Source organism: Mucilaginibacter lappiensis, from assembly GCF_900155965.1.
Lineage (GTDB): Bacteria > Bacteroidota > Bacteroidia > Sphingobacteriales > Sphingobacteriaceae > Mucilaginibacter > Mucilaginibacter lappiensis.
In genome coordinates, this window is the sequence record NZ_FTMG01000021.1 from 1 (window position 1) to 17,234 (window position 17,234).

The following is a 17,234-nucleotide window of genomic DNA, read 5'->3' on the forward strand; positions in this document are numbered from 1 at the left end:
AAAATCGAAAGATCACAATTGGAGCAAGGATGGGCCATTCGTAAACTTACCTTGCTGGCGATGATGGCAAGCCTTAGAATATTGCAGATGATGCTTGCTTATTTAGATGATAATGAGCAATCTATAGACGAGGTATTTGATAAAAAAGAGCAAGACTGTTTACAAATGATCGGTAAAAAAATGGACGGGACAACCGAAAAGCTAAGAAATCCCGCAAAAGTAAACACCCTGAAATGGGCAACCTGGATAATTGCCAGAATGGGTGGATGGAAAGGATATATCTCTCAAAGAAAACCAGGTCCTATTGTACTCCAAAAAGGACTGGCTAAATTCTATAATGTTTATGAAGGATGGCTGCTCTTTCAAGATTATAACTAAAAAGATGTGTACACACAGTAGCCCCACGGGAGGGGTGCGGCTGGGTAGTGCTGTAGCAGGGAGGGGTCTCTGCGTGATGCAAGTTTACAAGGCACATAAACCCCTTCCTCCCCTTCCCGAGGGAAGGAATCGCACTAGGCCCGGACTTTTATAGGGTGACATGCCGAGCTCCGTCGAAGCATGGTGAGCGGGCCTCTGTGCGCGTCCTTCGACAAACTCAGGATGACACCCCCGCTTTTTAAATATCGAGTGCTGACCACAGGCTAAATAGCGTTTTCTGGGATTAGATAAAGCTCACTCCCTGGGGGAGGCTATTTCTTTTGTGATTTCTTAGGCTCCGTATCTTTCGTGGCCAATAGTTTGTTCAGCTTGGAGCGGGTATCCGCAAATTCTTTAAGGGTCAGCGCTTTTCTATAATATGCTATGGCTTTGGTTTTGTCCTTTATGGCATCGTAATAATCGCCCATGCTGTCATAAACGTTATAGCTGTTGGGGTAGTTTTTGATGTTTAATTGCAAGAAAGCGAAGGCCATTTTGGGAATTCTCGTTATAAGGCTAATACCAAAATTATTGATCAGGTCTTCCGGTAGTGCAACTTTGTAACCCATTTGTTTGGAGATATTATCGTAATGCGATTGGATTTCAGCCAACACTTCCTCCGGATTTGAATCTTTGTTGTATATCTTCATTCTGGTTTCCTGAGGAAGGCCGTAGTTTTTAAAGAAAAAGCGTAAAGCATCATATTCCGTGATCAGGGGCACCGAACCATGCGTGTCGTTAGGGTAATATTTGTACGCAAACTTTAATTTGTTGGCAGCAGTATCACTTTGAATCATATCCCCGAGCTTTAATATCGCCCGGATATGAGTGGTTGCAGCCGATGTGTCTTTCCTGGCTTGGGTGGTGTCCATCATACCCTTTGGCATGGTGTTGGCAACGCCCATGAACAAGTATTTACCCGAATAATTTTTTTGTTTCAGTACCTCACGGGCCTGATTTAGCAGAATTCCCCGATCCCACCACATACTGGGATCGATAGCGATATAGCTATTGAACATATTGGGATGATTGACCAATGTGTTGATCACCATCGATCCGCCGAGCGAGTGGCCGATGAGTGTCTTGTAAGGGGTGGTAGGATAAATAGAATCGATGTGCGGCATTAGTTCTTTCTCGATAAATGAGGTGAAGTTTTCGCCGCCTCCCGAGGTTTTCAAAGCAGCAATCTTATTGGTGGTCAAGTCGCGCATCCTGTCAGTGTTGGGTATAGCCACAACGATCATGTCGGGGCACACGGTGTTGCTGAGCTGTTGTATCATACCCGTAACCGAAGGAAAATGAGAGTCGCCATCCAAGAGGTAAACCACCGGGTATTTTTGCTGGGCGAAAGTTGAATCACGTGCCGGAACATACACCCAGAGTTTACGGGTTTCATTCAATATTTTCGAGTGAACGCTATCAACAACGCCCATAACAATAAGGTTATTTTTGATAGTTTGCGCCTTGAGTGCTGTTACCGAAAACAGGCTCACAAAGCAGAAGAAAATGGCTTTTTTTAAAGAAATAAGATCTACCTTCATCATATTTAGTCTTCTTTAGATTGATTACTCCATCAAATTTACCCGTAAAAAGGAGTAAGGAAATACAAGTGTAAAACTATTACTGTAATTACACAACTACAATTGTAGTTTTTTTTATAAAAATCATTTAACATAGCTTTTGACAAAATCGATATTCGGTATTATTTCCCAGTTCCCTCCCCACGGGAGGGGTGCGGCTGGATCGTGTTATGGCAGGGAGGGGTTATTTACACGCGACATAAACCCTTTCCTCCTCTTCCCGAGGGAAGGAATCGCACAGAGCCCGGGCTTTTGAATATCGAACACGGAATATCGAATGTTGAATATTGGAGTAAAAATCGGCGTTCGATATTCAAAATTCAGTGTTCGATATTATTCTTCCTTAATTAACAAGATTAGAATTTCGTTCCAGCCTGTTAATGTTTAATTTTACCCTCTCTAAAACAGTATAGATATGTATAATACACTAAAACCGGTTTTACAGCAGGAGCTTGCCGACATTGAAAATGCAGGGTTATATAAAAGGGAACGGATCATTACATCGGCACAGGGTGCTGATATTACCGTTAAGGGTGGCCAGGAAGTCATAAACTTTTGTGCTAATAATTACCTCGGTCTGTCGGGCAATCCCAAAGTGGTACAGGCGGCAAAAAACGTGATGGATACCCATGGCTATGGTTTATCATCCGTGCGTTTTATTTGCGGTACACAGGATATTCACAAACAGCTGGAAGCTAAAATATCGGAGTTTTTAGGTACCGAAGATACTATATTATACGCCGCGGCATTTGATGCCAACGGAGGTGTTTTTGAGCCCCTGTTTAATGAACAGGATGCCATTATATCCGACGAGCTGAACCATGCCTCGATCATCGATGGCGTACGTTTGTGCAAGGCCCAGCGCCAGCGTTATAAACATGATGATATGGCCGACCTGGAAGAAAAACTGAAAGCCACCAAAGATCTGCGTCACCGTATCATCGTAACCGACGGCGCCTTCAGCATGGACGGAACCATTGCCCAACTGGATAAAATTTGCGCCCTGGCCGAGCAATACAACGCCCTGGTGATGATCGATGAGAGCCATTGTTCGGGCTTTATGGGCAAAACTGGTAGAGGCACCCATGAGCACCATAATGTAATGGGCCAGATAGATATTATTACCGGCACTTTAGGCAAAGCCCTGGGAGGTGCATCTGGCGGTTTTACATCGGGCCGTAAAGAAATTATTGACATGCTGCGTCAGCGTTCGCGCCCGTACTTGTTCTCCAACACCCTGGCACCGGCTATTACCGGTGCTTCTATAGCGGTACTGGATATGCTGAGCGAAACCACCACCCTGCGTGATAAGCTGGAAAGCAACACCCAATACTTCCGCCAAAAAATGACCGAAGCCGGTTTTGATATCAAACCGGGTGTGCACCCTATTGTACCGGTGATGTTGTACGATGCTAAATTGGCCCAGGAGTTCGCCGCCAAAATGCTGGAAGAAGGTATCTACGTGATCGGTTTTTATTACCCGGTAGTACCACAAGGCAAGGCCCGCATCAGGGTGCAGATATCAGCCGCCCATGATACCCACCACTTGGATAAGGCTATTGCCGCATTTACCAAGGTAGGTAAGGAACTCAAGGTGATTTAGCCCCCTAACCCCCTAAAGGGGGAATGATGTGCTATAAAATAAATTGTCTCGCCGCCAATGTTGGTGTTGTCACCAACATTATACGTGCAGGTTAATTACTCGTGCAGATTGTTGTTGGTGACAACACCAACAACGGCGGTGAATAAATTGTCATGCTGAGGAACGAAGCATCTATTATACGATATACTCAGTGAAGAAGATCCTTCGTCCTTCAGGATGACAACATGATATTGAACCTTTCAAATCCATTCTATGCACGAAGCGGAGAGAGGGGTGACGATCCGCCAGCTGGCGGAGATGTCGGGGTGAGTCTAATCGGTGCCTTGCGATTTTTATTACTCCTGAAAAATTCGTATATTGTATGAAACAACAGCCCGGCTCCCATAAAACAGGAAGCCGGGCTGTTTAGTTAAAGCGAAATAAAATCCGAAAACCGACCGTTTGGTATGTAGTTGATTGGCTATTAATTATTTAATACTTTTTAAAGTTTTAAAAACTACTCAGAATCGTGTTGGAATTTGTTAAAGGCGTCAAAATCGATGGTTTTAAGCCAATTTCTGAACGTTTTTAGTCCATTTCCAGACAGAAATTTGTTAAAATTTAAGGTTTAAAAAGTTTTTCCGGAGGATACATCAAAACGCCGGATCATTTATTTATTAAACAATTTTTCAATTAATGATTTTTTAAGAATTAATTAAGGAATGATCACAAATTTGGGTTTTATAACCTTTTATAATAAACCCATGTTTAATTCTTCTAAACTTCAACCCATATTGCTGGCGTGGCTACTGCTGACCGGTACACTTACGTACAGTCAAAGCAGGCATAGCAAAACCTCGGCATTTACCAGTTACAAAGGCCTGGTGATGGCCGGCTATCAGGGCTGGTTCAATGCCCCTGATGATGGCGGCGGCCGTGGCTGGAACCACTATACCTCGCACGGAAAATTTGAACCCGGCTACACCAATATTGATATATGGCCCGATGTAAGCGAGTACAAAAAGACCTATAAAACACCCTTTAAACATGCAGATGGCAGCTATGCCTATCTGTATAGTTCGCACGATGCATCATCTACGGAAACCCACTTTAAATGGATGCAGCAATACGGTATCGACGGAGTGTTTGTACAACGTTTTATTGGCGACGTGCAAAGAGGACATGGCAAGGCGCATAACGATGTGGTACTGGGTAATGTGCTTAAATATGCTCAGAAATATAACAGGGCCGTATCGGTGATGTATGATCTTTCGGGCATGCAGGCCGGTGGCGATTCGTTGGTGATCAAAGATTGGAAACACCTGGTTGACAGCCTGAAATTAACCAACCAGGGCAATAAGCAAACTTACCTGTACCATAATGGCAAACCACTGGTGGCTGTATGGGGTATCGGTTTTAACGATCATCGGCGCTACGGTTTAACGGAGGCCGAAAAGATCATTGATTTTTTAAAGAACGACCCGGTTTATGGTGGCTGTTCTGTTCTGCTGGGTGTGCCCACCTACTGGCGCGATTTTGGGAACGATACCGAAAAAGATCCGCATCTGCATGATGTACTGCGCAAGGCCGATATTATACATCCCTGGTTTGTGGGCCGGTATAACGAGGCGTCGTACCCGCAATTCAAACACCGTATTGCCGAAGATATAGCCTGGTGTAAAGCCAATAAGCTGGATTATGTACCCGTGGTTTTCCCGGGATTTAGCTGGCATAATATGAACCCGCGCAGTCCGCAGAACCAAATTCCGCGTAATCGTGGGCAGTTTTACTGGAAACAGATCACCGGGGCCATCTCCAGTGGTGCCGAAATGCTGTACGTAGCCATGTTTGATGAAGTTGACGAAGGTACGGCCATACTCAAGGCATCCAAAAATCCACCGGTGGGCTTAAGCAATTTTGTGAAGTACGAGGATGGTATCCCCAATGATTATTACCTGTACTTAACCGGCTATGCAGGCAAAATACTCCGCAAGCAGATCCCGTTTCAGGATAGTATACCACCGCCTAACAGCAAAAAACGATAAAAAAGCGGGTGGTATTTATTCATATGCCTCCCTGTTAATGTTTTATTAATACGTTATTATTTGCGGCGCATAGTTTAGCTCCCGGTAGGTAATTCATTCGGATTACTGAGATACAAAATATTAAAAACTGATAACCGTACATTTTATGAAGAAAAAGTATGCCGGTGCGCTGGCTATTTTAATAATGGCGTTTTGCTCTTTTGAGTCGCCTAAACCACCTGTTAAATACCCATATCAAAACGCCGCTTTGTCGGTTGAAAAGCGGGTAGTCGATCTGCTGAGCCGCATGACGGTTGCCGAAAAAATAAAACAGCTGGATATGTACAGCGGTCATGAAGTAGCCAATATGAAAGGTCATGAATCAGTATCCTACTCAGACAGCGCCCGCATCAGCATAGGTACCGAAGGCATTGGCTCTGTACATGATTTGTATCCCTTAACCTCCGATATCAGCAACCAGATACAGCGATATGCGGTTGAACATACGCGTTTGGGCATCCCGGTATTGTTTATTGAAGAAGGCCTGCATGGCTACTCGGGCTTAGGGAGCACTACCTTCCCCATTCCTTTAGCACTGGCTGGTGCCTGGGATACTACCCTGGTGCACCAGGCAGGGCGTATCATCGCTACCGAAATGCGTGCGCATGGAGTTGCCATGGTGCTGGGGCCGGTGCTTTGCCTGCCGCGTGATCCGCGCTGGGGGCGGGTAGAAGAAACTTATGGTGAAGATCCCTATCTGGCAGCCACCAATGGTGTTGCTATGGTAAAGGGACTGCAAGGGAATAAAGTAAGTGATCCTGACGCCGTACTGGCCGAACCCAAGCATTTTGCTGTTCATGGCATACCCGAGGCTGGCAGTAATACCGCCCCGGTAAACATGGGTGAACGTGAGGCCCGCTCCTCATTTTTATATGTATTTGAAAAGGCCATCAAAGAGGGCGGTGCATTGGGGATGATGGCTGCTTATAGCGAGCTTGACGGTATACCCTGTGTAGATAATAAATGGTTGTTGAAGGATGTATTGCGCAAGGAATGGGGTTTTAAAGGCTTTGTTCTGTCAGATCTGGGGGCAATTAAAATGTCGATGATCAACCACCGGGTAGCAGCCAATACCGCCGACGCCTTGGCCCAAACGCTCACCGCCGGGCTGGATATGCAGTTTTATGATTTTCCGCATACGGAGTTGATGAGTGCCATCAAAAAAGCATTGGCAACCAAACAATTGAGCATGACCGAGCTTGATCGTGCTGTAGGTGATGTGCTACGGGTTAAATTTATGCTGGGCTTGTTTGATCATCCTTATGTAGATGAAAGCCGGATAAAAAAAGTGTTTCACACCGAAGCGAGTCAGGCTGTGGCCCTGAAAGCGGCCCAGGAGGGTATCAGCTTGCTGAAAAATGATAACGCGCTGCTGCCGCTTAATTCCAATGTGCATTCGTTGGCGGTTATTGGTCCGTTGGCTGCCAGTACCTATTTGGGTGGTTATGCTAACACTGATGGTAAAGGTGTGGCCATATTGGATGCCTTAAAACAAAAGGCAGGCAGCGATATGAAAATTGAATATGAGGCTGGTTATTCTACAAAAGACACCTCTGCCGCAAAGCAAAGCGACAAACTGCAAAAGGCTGTTAGCTTGGTAAACCACTCCGATGTAGCTGTGGTGGTATTGGGCGAAGATATAGGCGAGGTAGGCGAAGGAAAGGACAGGTCAAACCTTGATCTTAACAAGCGGCAAACCCGGTTGATAGAAGCTCTTCAACAAACTGGTAAGCCTATTGCTGTGGTGCTTTTTAATGGCAGACCATTGTGCATCAACTTTGTGGCTAAAAAAATACCTGCCATTGTAGAATCCTGGTTCCTGGGCGAGGCGGGCGGATCGGCTATTGCCGATGTATTACTCGGGAAAATCAATCCATCAGGTAAATTACCGATGACCTTCCCGCGATCAACAGGGCAGATACCTTATTATTATAACCATAAACCTACATCAAGACACGTATATGTTGATCAGGATACCTCTGCCCTGTTCCCGTTTGGTCATGGTTTAAGTTATACCGCATTCGCGTATTCGGGCTTAAATTTTAGTCAAAAGAGTATACCGGTTAATGGTTCGGTCAATATCAGCGTCACCATAAAAAATACCGGCAAGGTAGCAGGTACAGAGGTGGTGCAATTCTACATCCGGGATGTAGTTTCCAGTGTTACTACTCCAATAAAATCGTTAAAAGGCTTTAGTCGCATTAGCCTGAAACCTGGCGAAAGCGGTAAGGCTCAGTTTAAATTAAGCACAGAAGAGTTAAAGATCTGGAACCGGGAGATGAAGCACGTGGTAGAACCAGGCGAGTTTAAGGTGATGGTAGGCTCTTCGTCTGAAGATATCAGGCAGCGGGGTAGCTTTTGGGTGAAATAGGCTTGTTGATGTGCGGATGTGCAGATTTCAGATGTGCAGATGATGTGAAAATATTCTGGAGTAAGTAAACTTATCCGGGATTTAGTTGATGTTACCGATATGATGGTAACGGGTATGCCCGGGGTGAGATCCGGGCATATTTTTAATTTTGGTTGACGATGAGACGCATATAATGCGCCTCTACATGAAAAATAGGTGTAGAGACACATCACATGTGTCTCCCGATAGACAAATAAAAAGCCCCACTGTTACTAACAGCAGGGCTCTTATTGTGTAATGGTTAATGTGGGCTTATGGCTTGGGTACAGTTGGGCGCACTGTCGTTAAGGGAATCTGTCCTTTGAACATTTTAGCACCGTCGCCGGTTAATCTCAGGTAATAATCTGATGAACAGGGAGTACCATCTTCATCCAGCGATTTAAAACCCGAGCCTGCCGGTACAAAAGCCTGGCTTTCGGCGGTCTTGGCAATCTGGTTGCTTTCGTTGTACTCGTCGAACATAGAGATGTAAATACCTTGTGCGCCGGCCCGTTTCATGTTGTAAAATTGGCGCCACATAAAATCGCCATGGGCGCGTTGCTGTGCACTTAAATCGCCGGGCAAAACACAGGGCTGGTAATCAATGCCGTTAGCAGCGCAATAAGCTTCGTCCGGAACATTAATAGTATTGTAGAAATTATCTGATTCGATAACGTTACCTATACGGCCCACCATCCAGGGAGATAACATATCAAAAGCTTTATAGGTGCCCAGGAAACCGGGTCTGGAATCGCTTTCTTCCTTACGCCAATGCGTGGGCACGCCGCCTATAACATAACAACCTTTACTCTTGAACCAGTTGATTACATCCAGGCAGGAAGCGGCAGAAAAGTTATGATTATCATCGTTAAAGCCAAAGCCCCAGATACATACTACGGGCTTACCATTCTGTTTGGCATAAGCCGTTGAGGAAGTATAGGCCGACATTTTATTGGTCCAGTCGGTTTCCATTTCTGTGGCCATGTTTGTCCAGCCGCTTACATCATACATAATGTAAAATTTTACACCATTTTTTTCGGCAGCGATTTTTACTTTAGCCGCCATCGCATCACGTACGGGGCCTTCCAGACCACTGGGATTAAAGCGTTGTAAGGCGGCTCCGTCAATGCCATAATCTTTCATCCACTTAAACTGTACATCAACCGTTTGGTCAGTATAGGACGAAAATACACGCGCTTCACTGCCATTGTTCAAATTGGCGAAATCGGTCTTAAAAGTGTTGGTATAGTCGCGTACATCGGGCCAGGCATATATGGCTTTATTGGTTGGTGAAGGTGGTTTTGACCAGTCGTTTGACCAATGCCAGAACATGTTGATGGGCGATCCATCACCTATAGCAGCAAACCAGCCCTGATAACCCACAACCACCTTACCCACCACATCGCCAACCGGCGAAGGGGTAACAGGAGGCGTTGGATCAGGTTTAGTGACCACAGGAGGAGATGTTGTTGAAGTATCACTTGTTTTTTTGGAGCAACTGCTCATGGAGCAACTACTAATCATGGCCAATAAGACTATTAGGCTTAAGGTGCCGAATTTATACTTTCTCATTAATTTAGGTTTTAATTCAGGTAGATTGGTAGGGTTGGATTAATGGGTTAGTTTTTTATTCCCGTGGTTGGAATCACCTTTTTAATCGTTCCATCAGCGTTATAATAAAGCTTATCTACGCAAACTGATCTTTCCCAATCCTGGTGCGAGATAGCGCTGGTATGGTAAAAAGAATACCACTGGCCTTTGTATTTAACAATGGAACCATGATTGGTATAGCTATCGGTCGGGTCCATATAAACGCCCTGTGATTTCCATGGCCCCAGCGGACTGTTACTGGTGGCGTAGCGCATTTGATTATGTTTACCGTCTACATCGTGATTGTCTGAGTAGGACAGGTAATAGATGCCATTGCGTTTATGTACCCAACTGGCCTCGTGAAAATCTTCCAGGCCTTCCATGGGTTTCATTTCGCCGTCTATCTCCATCATATTGTTTTTTAGCTTACCGCCCTCGCATTTGGCGCCGCCGCCATAGTAAAAGTATGCCTGGCCATCATCGTCAACAAAAACGCAGGGGTCAATCATGGGTTTGAGTCCCTTGATATAGCCCTGTACGGTAAAGCCACTTGCCGGATTTTTACTAGTGGCTACACCAATTTTCCAGCTGTCGTTCCATTTAGAATCACTGGGATGGGGGAAGTAGAAGTAATAGGTCCCGTTTTTGTAAGCGCAATCGGGAGCCCACATAAAGCCGCCTTCGGGACGGCCCCAGGATACCTGGCTGGCGCGTAGTATCTCGCCATGATCTTTCCAGTGCACCATATCATCGGTCGAGAAAACGTGGTACTGATCCATCAGATCGCAGCCGCGTGAAGGTGAAATATCATGCGAGGCATATATGTACAAACGACCATCCTTCCAAACATGGGCCGATGGATCTGCCGTGTACATGGTTTTGATGAACGGATTACCTAAAGCGGTATCAGCTTTGTTTTGGGCTAGTGCCGATGTTATCGATAGCGTAGCTAAACCAGCAAACAGTATAACTGATCGGAGTTTGACTATCCTCGTTAATCCCTTCATTTTATTATTTATAATCATGGTTATACTTTTTTTTAGAAAGCAGGAAGATTTTTTCTCCCTGCCATTTTGGTTGTTTAAATTGATAGAATTAGGTATAAAAACTATTTTGTAGATGGCGGCACAACCGCTACCCTGATATCATCAATGCCATAATTTTGATCTGTTGCCACTTTTGCAGTAGTCGAGAAGAAAATTTTTATAAAGTTCATGGCTGTTAAATCGGGGCCACCATCTCCTGTTGGTTGTCCGTCAGTAAATTTCAGCTCCAAATGGTTCCATCCGGTTTTTAATGTCGGGAGTATCTTATCGAATCCCCAGCCAATACGTTTTTTATCCGGATCGGCGGCACTGCTAAACTGTACCTGCCCATCTGTACTAAGCAAAGAAACATCCTGAACATACAACCAGAATTTTAATTCGCCTGTTGTTAAGGTTACTTTTGTATTGACAGGGGCGGGCAACGTTTTAATAAACTGCATAAAATTTTGCCCCGATTTAATTGTACCCTGGATATAACCCTTTCCTTCCTTTTGGCCGGTTGTTACCAAAACGGGATCGCCACCTGCCACCTGCCAGCCGTCGGTTTTATCAGCATTGTCAATTACAACCGATGTATCAATAACCGGTGGTTTAGTTGTATCAACCGGCGGCGGTTTAAGCCCCGATGTATCCCGCGACGTGTATTTTTCTTTTTTGCAGCCGGCAATGATAAGGCCTGTTATGAGGATGGAACATACCATCAGTGTTTTTATAAATTTCATTTCCTTTTTTGTTTAGGTTAATTATTTAGGAACATCTATCTGCACTATTTCCGAAAAATTGGAGCTGTTGAAGCTGTCGCTCAAGCGTACCCCCACCCGCACAAAAAATGTACGGCCCGGCAGCAGGTTGGGCACGGTTAAGGTTATCGATTTGTCGGCGTCGCTCATGTCCGTAAAATTTTTGTTGATAGTTACCGCGTTTACATCCGAAAAATCCCGGATAGAGGCACCTGCACCTACCAGTTTGGTGGTGTTAACATAAGGTTGTGTGTCCTTAATGGTTGGCAGGCCTGCAGCAATAGGCGCGGTAATAGTATACTTGAGCGTTAAGGTTGTACCGCTTAAACTTGTAGTGAAATTTTTGATGATGATGTATGGGGTAACCGTAAAATCGTGCTTGGTGCCCTGGGCAATGTTCACCACTATAGTATCGGTAACAGGCCAGAAAGCGCCCCCGGTAGGCACCACTTTATAGGCGCTTTTAAACAGCTTGGTATCTTCAAACGTACCATCAAATTTGCTGGGGATGGTTTGCGGGGTTGTCCAGCCGATCTGTTGGAGCTTGATCTGTGTACTGCCGCTGGATGTTTGTAAATTACCACCTGCAGATGAAATGATATTGCCCTGGAATGAGGCGTTAGGGCCGTCATAGTTATCTATTTTTGTACAAGCAGAGATGGTGAGAATAGCTGCGACCACTAAAAAATTGCTGATTAACTTTTTCATATTTAAAATTTTTAATGCTTAATAGTTAGGGTTGTTGGGAAGCAGGTTAGGGTTTTTGCCGATCTCACCGCCGGGGATACCTTCATAATAAAATTGTTTCTGGAAGGTGTATTCGCGGTTAAACAGCTCGGGCTCGGCCAGGAAAATGAATTTATTTTCGTTAAAAACGTAATAAGGCATCAGGCCTTTAAAATGCGCGCGGTCTAGCACCACATCGGCAGTACGCCATCTTTTCAGGTCCCAGTAGTATTGGTTTTCGAAGGCAAGCTCCATGCGTCGTTCGTTACGCACTTTAGTCAGGTCGATGGAAGAGTAAAGCGTAGCGCCGGCCCGTGTGCGGAGCTGATTAATAGAACTTAAAGCATCTGTAGGGTTGCCTAATTCTATAGCGGCTTCGGCGCGGTTCAGCAATATTTCGCCATAGCGAAGGTCTATCCATGGTTGCTCGCTTCTGTTCAAATCAACTGCTGCCTGAGGTTTGTTATAATCAACATATTTACGTACATAAAAGCCTGTACGGGTTAACTCATCACCGCCGGTCCAGGGGCCGGTAAAGCCGATAACCTGTTTACCCTGATACAGGGTTTTGGTATCGCCCGCAAGTATGTAGGAGCGTGAGTTGGGCTGTTTAGCCACTTCGGCGGCGGCTGTTCCGCTAAAAGATGGGTATATCCCCCTTTGCATATCAAAGGTGAGCCCTCTTAAAGTAGTGCCCGGGAAATAAACGGTAGCCAATAAACGCGGTTCAAGACCCTGCATGAGGTCGGCACGGTTATCAAAACGCTTAGGAGTGCCGTCGTCATTGGTTACTTGCAAATTTCCCCAAAGTTGTACCAGATCCAGCGTTGGGTAGGAGCGTGAAAGCGCGTTGGCTGTCATATAACGCGGCGACATGGTAGCATCCCAGCTGTGAGCAGTTTGGTTAGCAATAGAATATTGTTTAATAAAGATGTTCTCGGGGCTCCCGCTTTTCAGGAACAGATCAACATAGTTCTGTACTTTGTCTGAATTGGCATTGTAAAGGGAATAATGACCTTCCAATGCTTTGGCGGCATCATAAGCTGCCTGGAAATATTTAGTTGCCTGATCGGCTGGGATACCTACCAATCCTGCGGAACGCGCCGGGCCGTCAACAAAATTTACAGAACCGTATTTGGCTATACAGGCTGCATATAGCATGATTCGTGATTTTAAGGCTATGGCCGCATATTTATTGGCCCTGCCGGCATCACTGGTTTCGGGCATCATCTGGTAGCCTAAATCAAGTTCCGATCCAATAAAATCCCAGGTTTCCTGTTCTTTATTACGATGCACCTGGAGGGTTGACAATGGAGCAGCCGGATCTTGTGGCTCCTTAATAAGCGGTACCCCGCCGTAACGTTTGGCCAAACCAAAATAATAATAAGCCCTTAAAAAGTGAGCCTCGCCTAAAAGTGCGTTCACGGTTGGTTGAGTTAATGTGGCAACGTGTTTAGGTAATTCAGATATCAGGATGTTCACATTCCGGATATCGCCGTATGGCCAGTACCCGAACCCCCCGGCAATGTCTACGCCCCCCCAGGGCCCAACTTCTTCGCCAGTTACCCCGGCCGAATTGTAAAAATTCTCCCAATCGTTACTGCCGGTTTTAAATCCCTGATCTGGCCTGTATTTGAAGTCCTCGATAGGTAAATTCTGATATATGGTTGCTAAAAATGATTTAACACCCGCTTCACTGCCATATATAACATCGGGCGTAAATATATTGGTTGGCGGAATGTTCAGCTTCTGACAAGATGTTACCGAAGCGCCAACTGTTATAGAGATAACTATGATTAATTTATGTATACTTTTCATATGTCAATAGGTTAAAAGGAAACGTTAGCGCCCAGATTAAAGGTTCTGTTCATTGGGTAGGTGTATCCTCCCAGGGCTACGCCGAAATTGCCGTTGTCTCTTGGGTTAGGCCCCTGGTGCTCCGGATCGTAGTTCTTTAATCCGGTAAAGGTTAACAGGTTGTAGCTGTTTACATATACCCTGAGCTTTTTGACACCTATGCTTTTTAAAACAGAAGGAGATAGCGAATACCCAAACTCTAATGATTTTACACGCAGGTAACTGGCGTTTTGTATAGCTTTTGTGCCCTGTGCATCAGGGGAGCCCATGGCAGGATAAAATCCGGGAACCCATACCGTGTTGGGGTCAAAAACATTGGCGTAGGGATCTTTTGTGTGCCAGCTGTCGAGGAATCGGGTGAGGGCGCTTCGGCCATACATCAACGGTGATGCAAATTGCTCACCGTATTGTACATAAACGCCTGCGGCACCTTGTAACAGCATATTCATATCAAAGCCTTTATAGCTTAAGCCTATGGTAAGGCCATAGTTATACAAGGGGATATCGGTAGTGGCAATAGGGTGGCTGTCTTTATCATCTATCACCCCATCATTGTTCCAGTCTTTGTAGTAATAATCGCCGGGAACAACATTGTTATTGCCACCGCCTGTGTTAACGCCGTAATTGTATATCTGGTTGTAGTTGGTGAATTGCCCGGCGTATTCAGGACCCCACCAAACGTTCTGGTACCTGTTGGTTTGGTTTTCTTTCCAGTTTAAATATTCGTTGCCTGATTTGCCACGAAGAACATTCAGTGCTTCTAACCGTGTAGTACCTATGTTACCGCTAAGGTTTAATCCAACCTGACCAAAGGTGGTACGATACGCCAGGCTAAAGTCAAGGCCCTGCACCCTGTCGCTGTTATAATTAATCTGCGGTACATCAGCACCAACCGTTCCTGGTAAGGCTACAGAAGGCTGTGCCGGTAATCCGGTTCTGTCGTTTCTGAAAACCTCAATGGTACCATCTATTTTCCCGCCAAACAGGCTAAAGTCCATCGCAATGTTTTTGATGGTATTAACAGACCAGGTTAAACCGGGATTGCCCAATTTAGGCGCCGATCCGTTTACTGCACCCGCACCAAAAATATAACTACCTGTAGGGTAGGTATATCCATTAACATAATTGAATGCAGGGGCATTGGCTTCGTCACCGGTTTGACCATATGATGCCCTGATCTTTAAATTGGTAAGGATATGTTCCGGTATCAGATTACGAAAAAAGCTTTCTTTAGTCAACACCCAGCCTATTGATCCGCCAGGGAAAAAGCCCCATTGATCGGGCCCGGGTTGATACAGGTTGTTACCGTCCCGGCGAAAACTAAACTCGGCCAGGTATTTGCCTTTATAATCATAATTGAACCTGCCGATGATGCTCTTGTGCGCACGATCCTGCAAAGCGCCGGCATCCATACCGCCAGACATGTTGGAGTTTTGCAAGCCGCCAAACAAATAATCAACTGGGATTTCGGTATCTCTGTAGGCGTTAAAATTATCGGCGGTTTCATGGCTTTGCTCATAAGTAGCCATGGCTGTTATATGATGATCTGTAAAAAAGGTGTGAGCATAATTTAATGTTACCTGGGCCAGGGTGTTAAAGTGTGTATAATAAGAGCGGGTTATGCCCGATGGCGAGTTAACTAAGCTGGGTATATAAGTATCATTGGCCGCGCTGTAAGTATATAAAGAAAAGGATCTTTTGATTTGGTTATTATCTGCCGTGCCATAATCAATATTGAACAAAGCTTTGGCGCTTAACCCTTCTATGCCAGGAATATCATAAGTTAAATTCAACTGGCTGGTAATGTTTTTATTTCTGAACCGTTTTGAACCCACTTTACTGGCATCGGTAATGATAGACGGGTTCATATTGTCGTCCATTACAGCAGGGTATAAGGGATTGTCATTAGCATATATCTGGTGTGTAGGGATCTGGTTCCAGGTGTATTTGTAAACAGTCCATTCATCGGTATAAGGCTGGTTTTTCTCATCCATCCATGCCGATGTTAACACCTGTGCCTTAAGGCCTTTGCTGATGCTTGCGGTAACGTTTGAGCGAAAATTATACTTGTTGTAATTCAGATCGCCGGTTTTAAAAACACCATCTTGTTTTTGATAACCAAAGTTGAAGAAATAGCTTATTTTATCGCTTCCCCCATCGATGTTTAAATTGTGCTGTATCTGGTTGGCTGTTTTCTTGAAAACCAGATCTACCCAATCGGCCGTTTTGCGTGTACCATTAAGGTAAGGCTGTATATCGGCATAGGAAAATTGGGGGGTAACGTTGGATATAAAGTTATTGGCAAAATCGCGTTTAACTTTTTCATTGGTCAGCATCATGTAATCCACGGCATCCACTCCCTGAGGCATACCTAAAAATGTTTGTACAGCATCGTTAACAGAATAATTGATATTGATTTTTCCATTCTTCGATCCCTTTTTAGTGGTGATCAGGATAGCGCCCCCGGCTGCCCGCATACCATATATAGAGGCGGCAGCATCTTTTAATACTGAGATGCTTTCAATTTCATTGGGATCCATCCGGCCAATGGTGGATTGGTCGCCGCCAATGATACCATCAATTACCACTAAAGGAGCGCTTTGATAACCCCTGATGTTTAAATTGTTAGCATAGGAACCCGGTTCGGCAGTTGTTTGAACAATACGTATTCCGGGGATTTTACCGGTAAGCATATTAATCACGCTCTCGTTTTTGGTGGTGACAATCTCCTTACTTTGTAATGTGGATATAGATCCGGTTATGGTAGCTCTTTTTTGTACACCATAGCCTACAACTACCACCTCATCTAAACTTTTACTGGTAGCTTTTAAGGCTATAACACCACCTTTAATGTCTTTCACAGCCAGTTCCTGGGTTACATAACCAAGAAATGATAATTGTAAAATGGCATCGGTATTGGGAACGTTGAGTTGGAATTTTCCGCCCACATCGGTGATGGCGCCTGTGGTTGTCCCTTTAATTTTTACACTTACCCCCGGAAGTGCCGACCCATCGGTTAAGTCAATTACTTTTCCGCTAATTGAAATTTGCTGGGCTAACAAACTGAGCGGGAAAAGGAAAAATAGAATAAGTGAGTATTTAAGTTTTTTCATACTGTTTCTCGTTAATGATTAAGTTTAAATTATTTGGTTACCTGGTTAGGGTAGTAGGTGTAATGCGGCAGCATACCTACGGCGGGTACTGTTGATAGTGATTCATGGTT

At 44.9% G+C, this 17,234-nt stretch carries 10 protein-coding genes and 1 pseudogene; 4 read left to right on the forward strand and 7 right to left on the reverse strand.

Features of this window, described 5'->3' with window-relative positions:
- A pseudogene (locus BW976_RS29605) lies at positions 1-378 on the forward strand (IS4-like element ISSysp3 family transposase); the annotation flags it as partial.
- A gap of 311 nt (positions 379-689) precedes the next feature.
- On the opposite strand, the gene BW976_RS26385 reads toward BW976_RS29605, so the two are convergent.
- A complete protein-coding gene (locus tag BW976_RS26385; protein ID WP_217696299.1) occupies positions 690-1,961 on the reverse strand; it encodes an alpha/beta hydrolase-fold protein in 1,272 nt (423 codons plus the stop codon).
- Between the two features lie 451 nt (positions 1,962-2,412).
- On the opposite strand from BW976_RS26385, the gene kbl reads away from it, so the two are divergent.
- From kbl to BW976_RS26400, 3 genes are all read left to right on the forward strand, one after another.
- A complete protein-coding gene (kbl, locus tag BW976_RS26390; protein WP_076378249.1) occupies positions 2,413-3,600 on the forward strand; it encodes a glycine C-acetyltransferase in 1,188 nt (395 codons plus the stop codon).
- A 743-nt stretch (positions 3,601-4,343) separates the two neighbouring features.
- Positions 4,344-5,624 (forward strand): glycoside hydrolase family 99 protein, encoded by a 1,281-nt coding sequence (locus BW976_RS26395; RefSeq protein ID WP_076378367.1) that lies wholly within the window; start codon positions 4,344-4,346, stop codon positions 5,622-5,624.
- 145 nt (positions 5,625-5,769) lie between these two features.
- Positions 5,770-8,034 carry a glycoside hydrolase family 3 N-terminal domain-containing protein gene (locus tag BW976_RS26400; protein ID WP_076378251.1) on the forward strand — a complete coding sequence of 755 codons (2,265 nt, stop codon included), beginning with the start codon at positions 5,770-5,772 and terminating at the stop codon, positions 8,032-8,034.
- A 291-nt stretch (positions 8,035-8,325) separates the two neighbouring features.
- On the opposite strand, the gene BW976_RS26405 is transcribed toward BW976_RS26400, so the two are convergent.
- The 6 genes from BW976_RS26405 to BW976_RS26430 all read right to left on the reverse strand — a co-directional run bounded on the left by BW976_RS26405 (position 8,326) and on the right by BW976_RS26430 (position 17,124).
- Positions 8,326-9,624, reverse strand: coding sequence for a glycoside hydrolase family 99 protein (locus BW976_RS26405; protein ID WP_076378253.1), 1,299 nt, complete (start codon positions 9,622-9,624; stop codon positions 8,326-8,328).
- A gap of 47 nt (positions 9,625-9,671) precedes the next feature.
- Positions 9,672-10,667: a family 43 glycosylhydrolase gene (locus BW976_RS26410; protein WP_139332434.1), complete on the reverse strand. Its 996-nt coding sequence runs from the start codon at positions 10,665-10,667 to the stop codon at positions 9,672-9,674.
- Between the two features lie 83 nt (positions 10,668-10,750).
- Positions 10,751-11,410, reverse strand: a complete 660-nt coding sequence (locus BW976_RS26415) for a hypothetical protein (RefSeq protein ID WP_076378255.1) — start codon at positions 11,408-11,410, stop codon at positions 10,751-10,753.
- Positions 11,411-11,431: 21 nt separating this feature from the next.
- Positions 11,432-12,136 (reverse strand): DUF3823 domain-containing protein, encoded by a 705-nt coding sequence (locus BW976_RS26420; RefSeq protein WP_076378257.1) that lies wholly within the window; start codon positions 12,134-12,136, stop codon positions 11,432-11,434.
- A gap of 18 nt (positions 12,137-12,154) precedes the next feature.
- A complete protein-coding gene (locus BW976_RS26425) occupies positions 12,155-13,972 on the reverse strand; it encodes a RagB/SusD family nutrient uptake outer membrane protein (RefSeq protein WP_076378259.1) in 1,818 nt (605 codons plus the stop codon).
- A gap of 11 nt (positions 13,973-13,983) precedes the next feature.
- Positions 13,984-17,124, reverse strand: a complete 3,141-nt coding sequence (locus tag BW976_RS26430; protein WP_076378261.1) for a SusC/RagA family TonB-linked outer membrane protein — start codon at positions 17,122-17,124, stop codon at positions 13,984-13,986.
- Positions 17,125-17,234: the final 110 nt, after the last annotated feature.

What these genes read in the sequence shown, in the direction of transcription:
- BW976_RS26385 (WP_217696299.1), bottom strand. Translation starts at nt 1,961, where the DNA reads ATGATGAAGGTAGATCTTATTTCTTTAAAAAAAGCCATTTTCTTCTGC.
- kbl (WP_076378249.1), top strand. Translation starts at nt 2,413, where the DNA reads ATGTATAATACACTAAAACCGGTTTTACAGCAGGAGCTTGCCGACATT.
- BW976_RS26395 (WP_076378367.1), top strand. Translation starts at nt 4,344, where the DNA reads ATGTTTAATTCTTCTAAACTTCAACCCATATTGCTGGCGTGGCTACTG.
- BW976_RS26400 (WP_076378251.1), top strand. Translation starts at nt 5,770, where the DNA reads ATGAAGAAAAAGTATGCCGGTGCGCTGGCTATTTTAATAATGGCGTTT.
- BW976_RS26405 (WP_076378253.1), bottom strand. Translation starts at nt 9,624, where the DNA reads ATGAGAAAGTATAAATTCGGCACCTTAAGCCTAATAGTCTTATTGGCC.
- BW976_RS26410 (WP_139332434.1), bottom strand. Translation starts at nt 10,667, where the DNA reads ATGATTATAAATAATAAAATGAAGGGATTAACGAGGATAGTCAAACTC.
- BW976_RS26415 (WP_076378255.1), bottom strand. Translation starts at nt 11,410, where the DNA reads ATGAAATTTATAAAAACACTGATGGTATGTTCCATCCTCATAACAGGC.
- BW976_RS26420 (WP_076378257.1), bottom strand. Translation starts at nt 12,136, where the DNA reads ATGAAAAAGTTAATCAGCAATTTTTTAGTGGTCGCAGCTATTCTCACC.
- BW976_RS26425 (WP_076378259.1), bottom strand. Translation starts at nt 13,972, where the DNA reads ATGAAAAGTATACATAAATTAATCATAGTTATCTCTATAACAGTTGGC.
- BW976_RS26430 (WP_076378261.1), bottom strand. Translation starts at nt 17,124, where the DNA reads ATGAAAAAACTTAAATACTCACTTATTCTATTTTTCCTTTTCCCGCTC.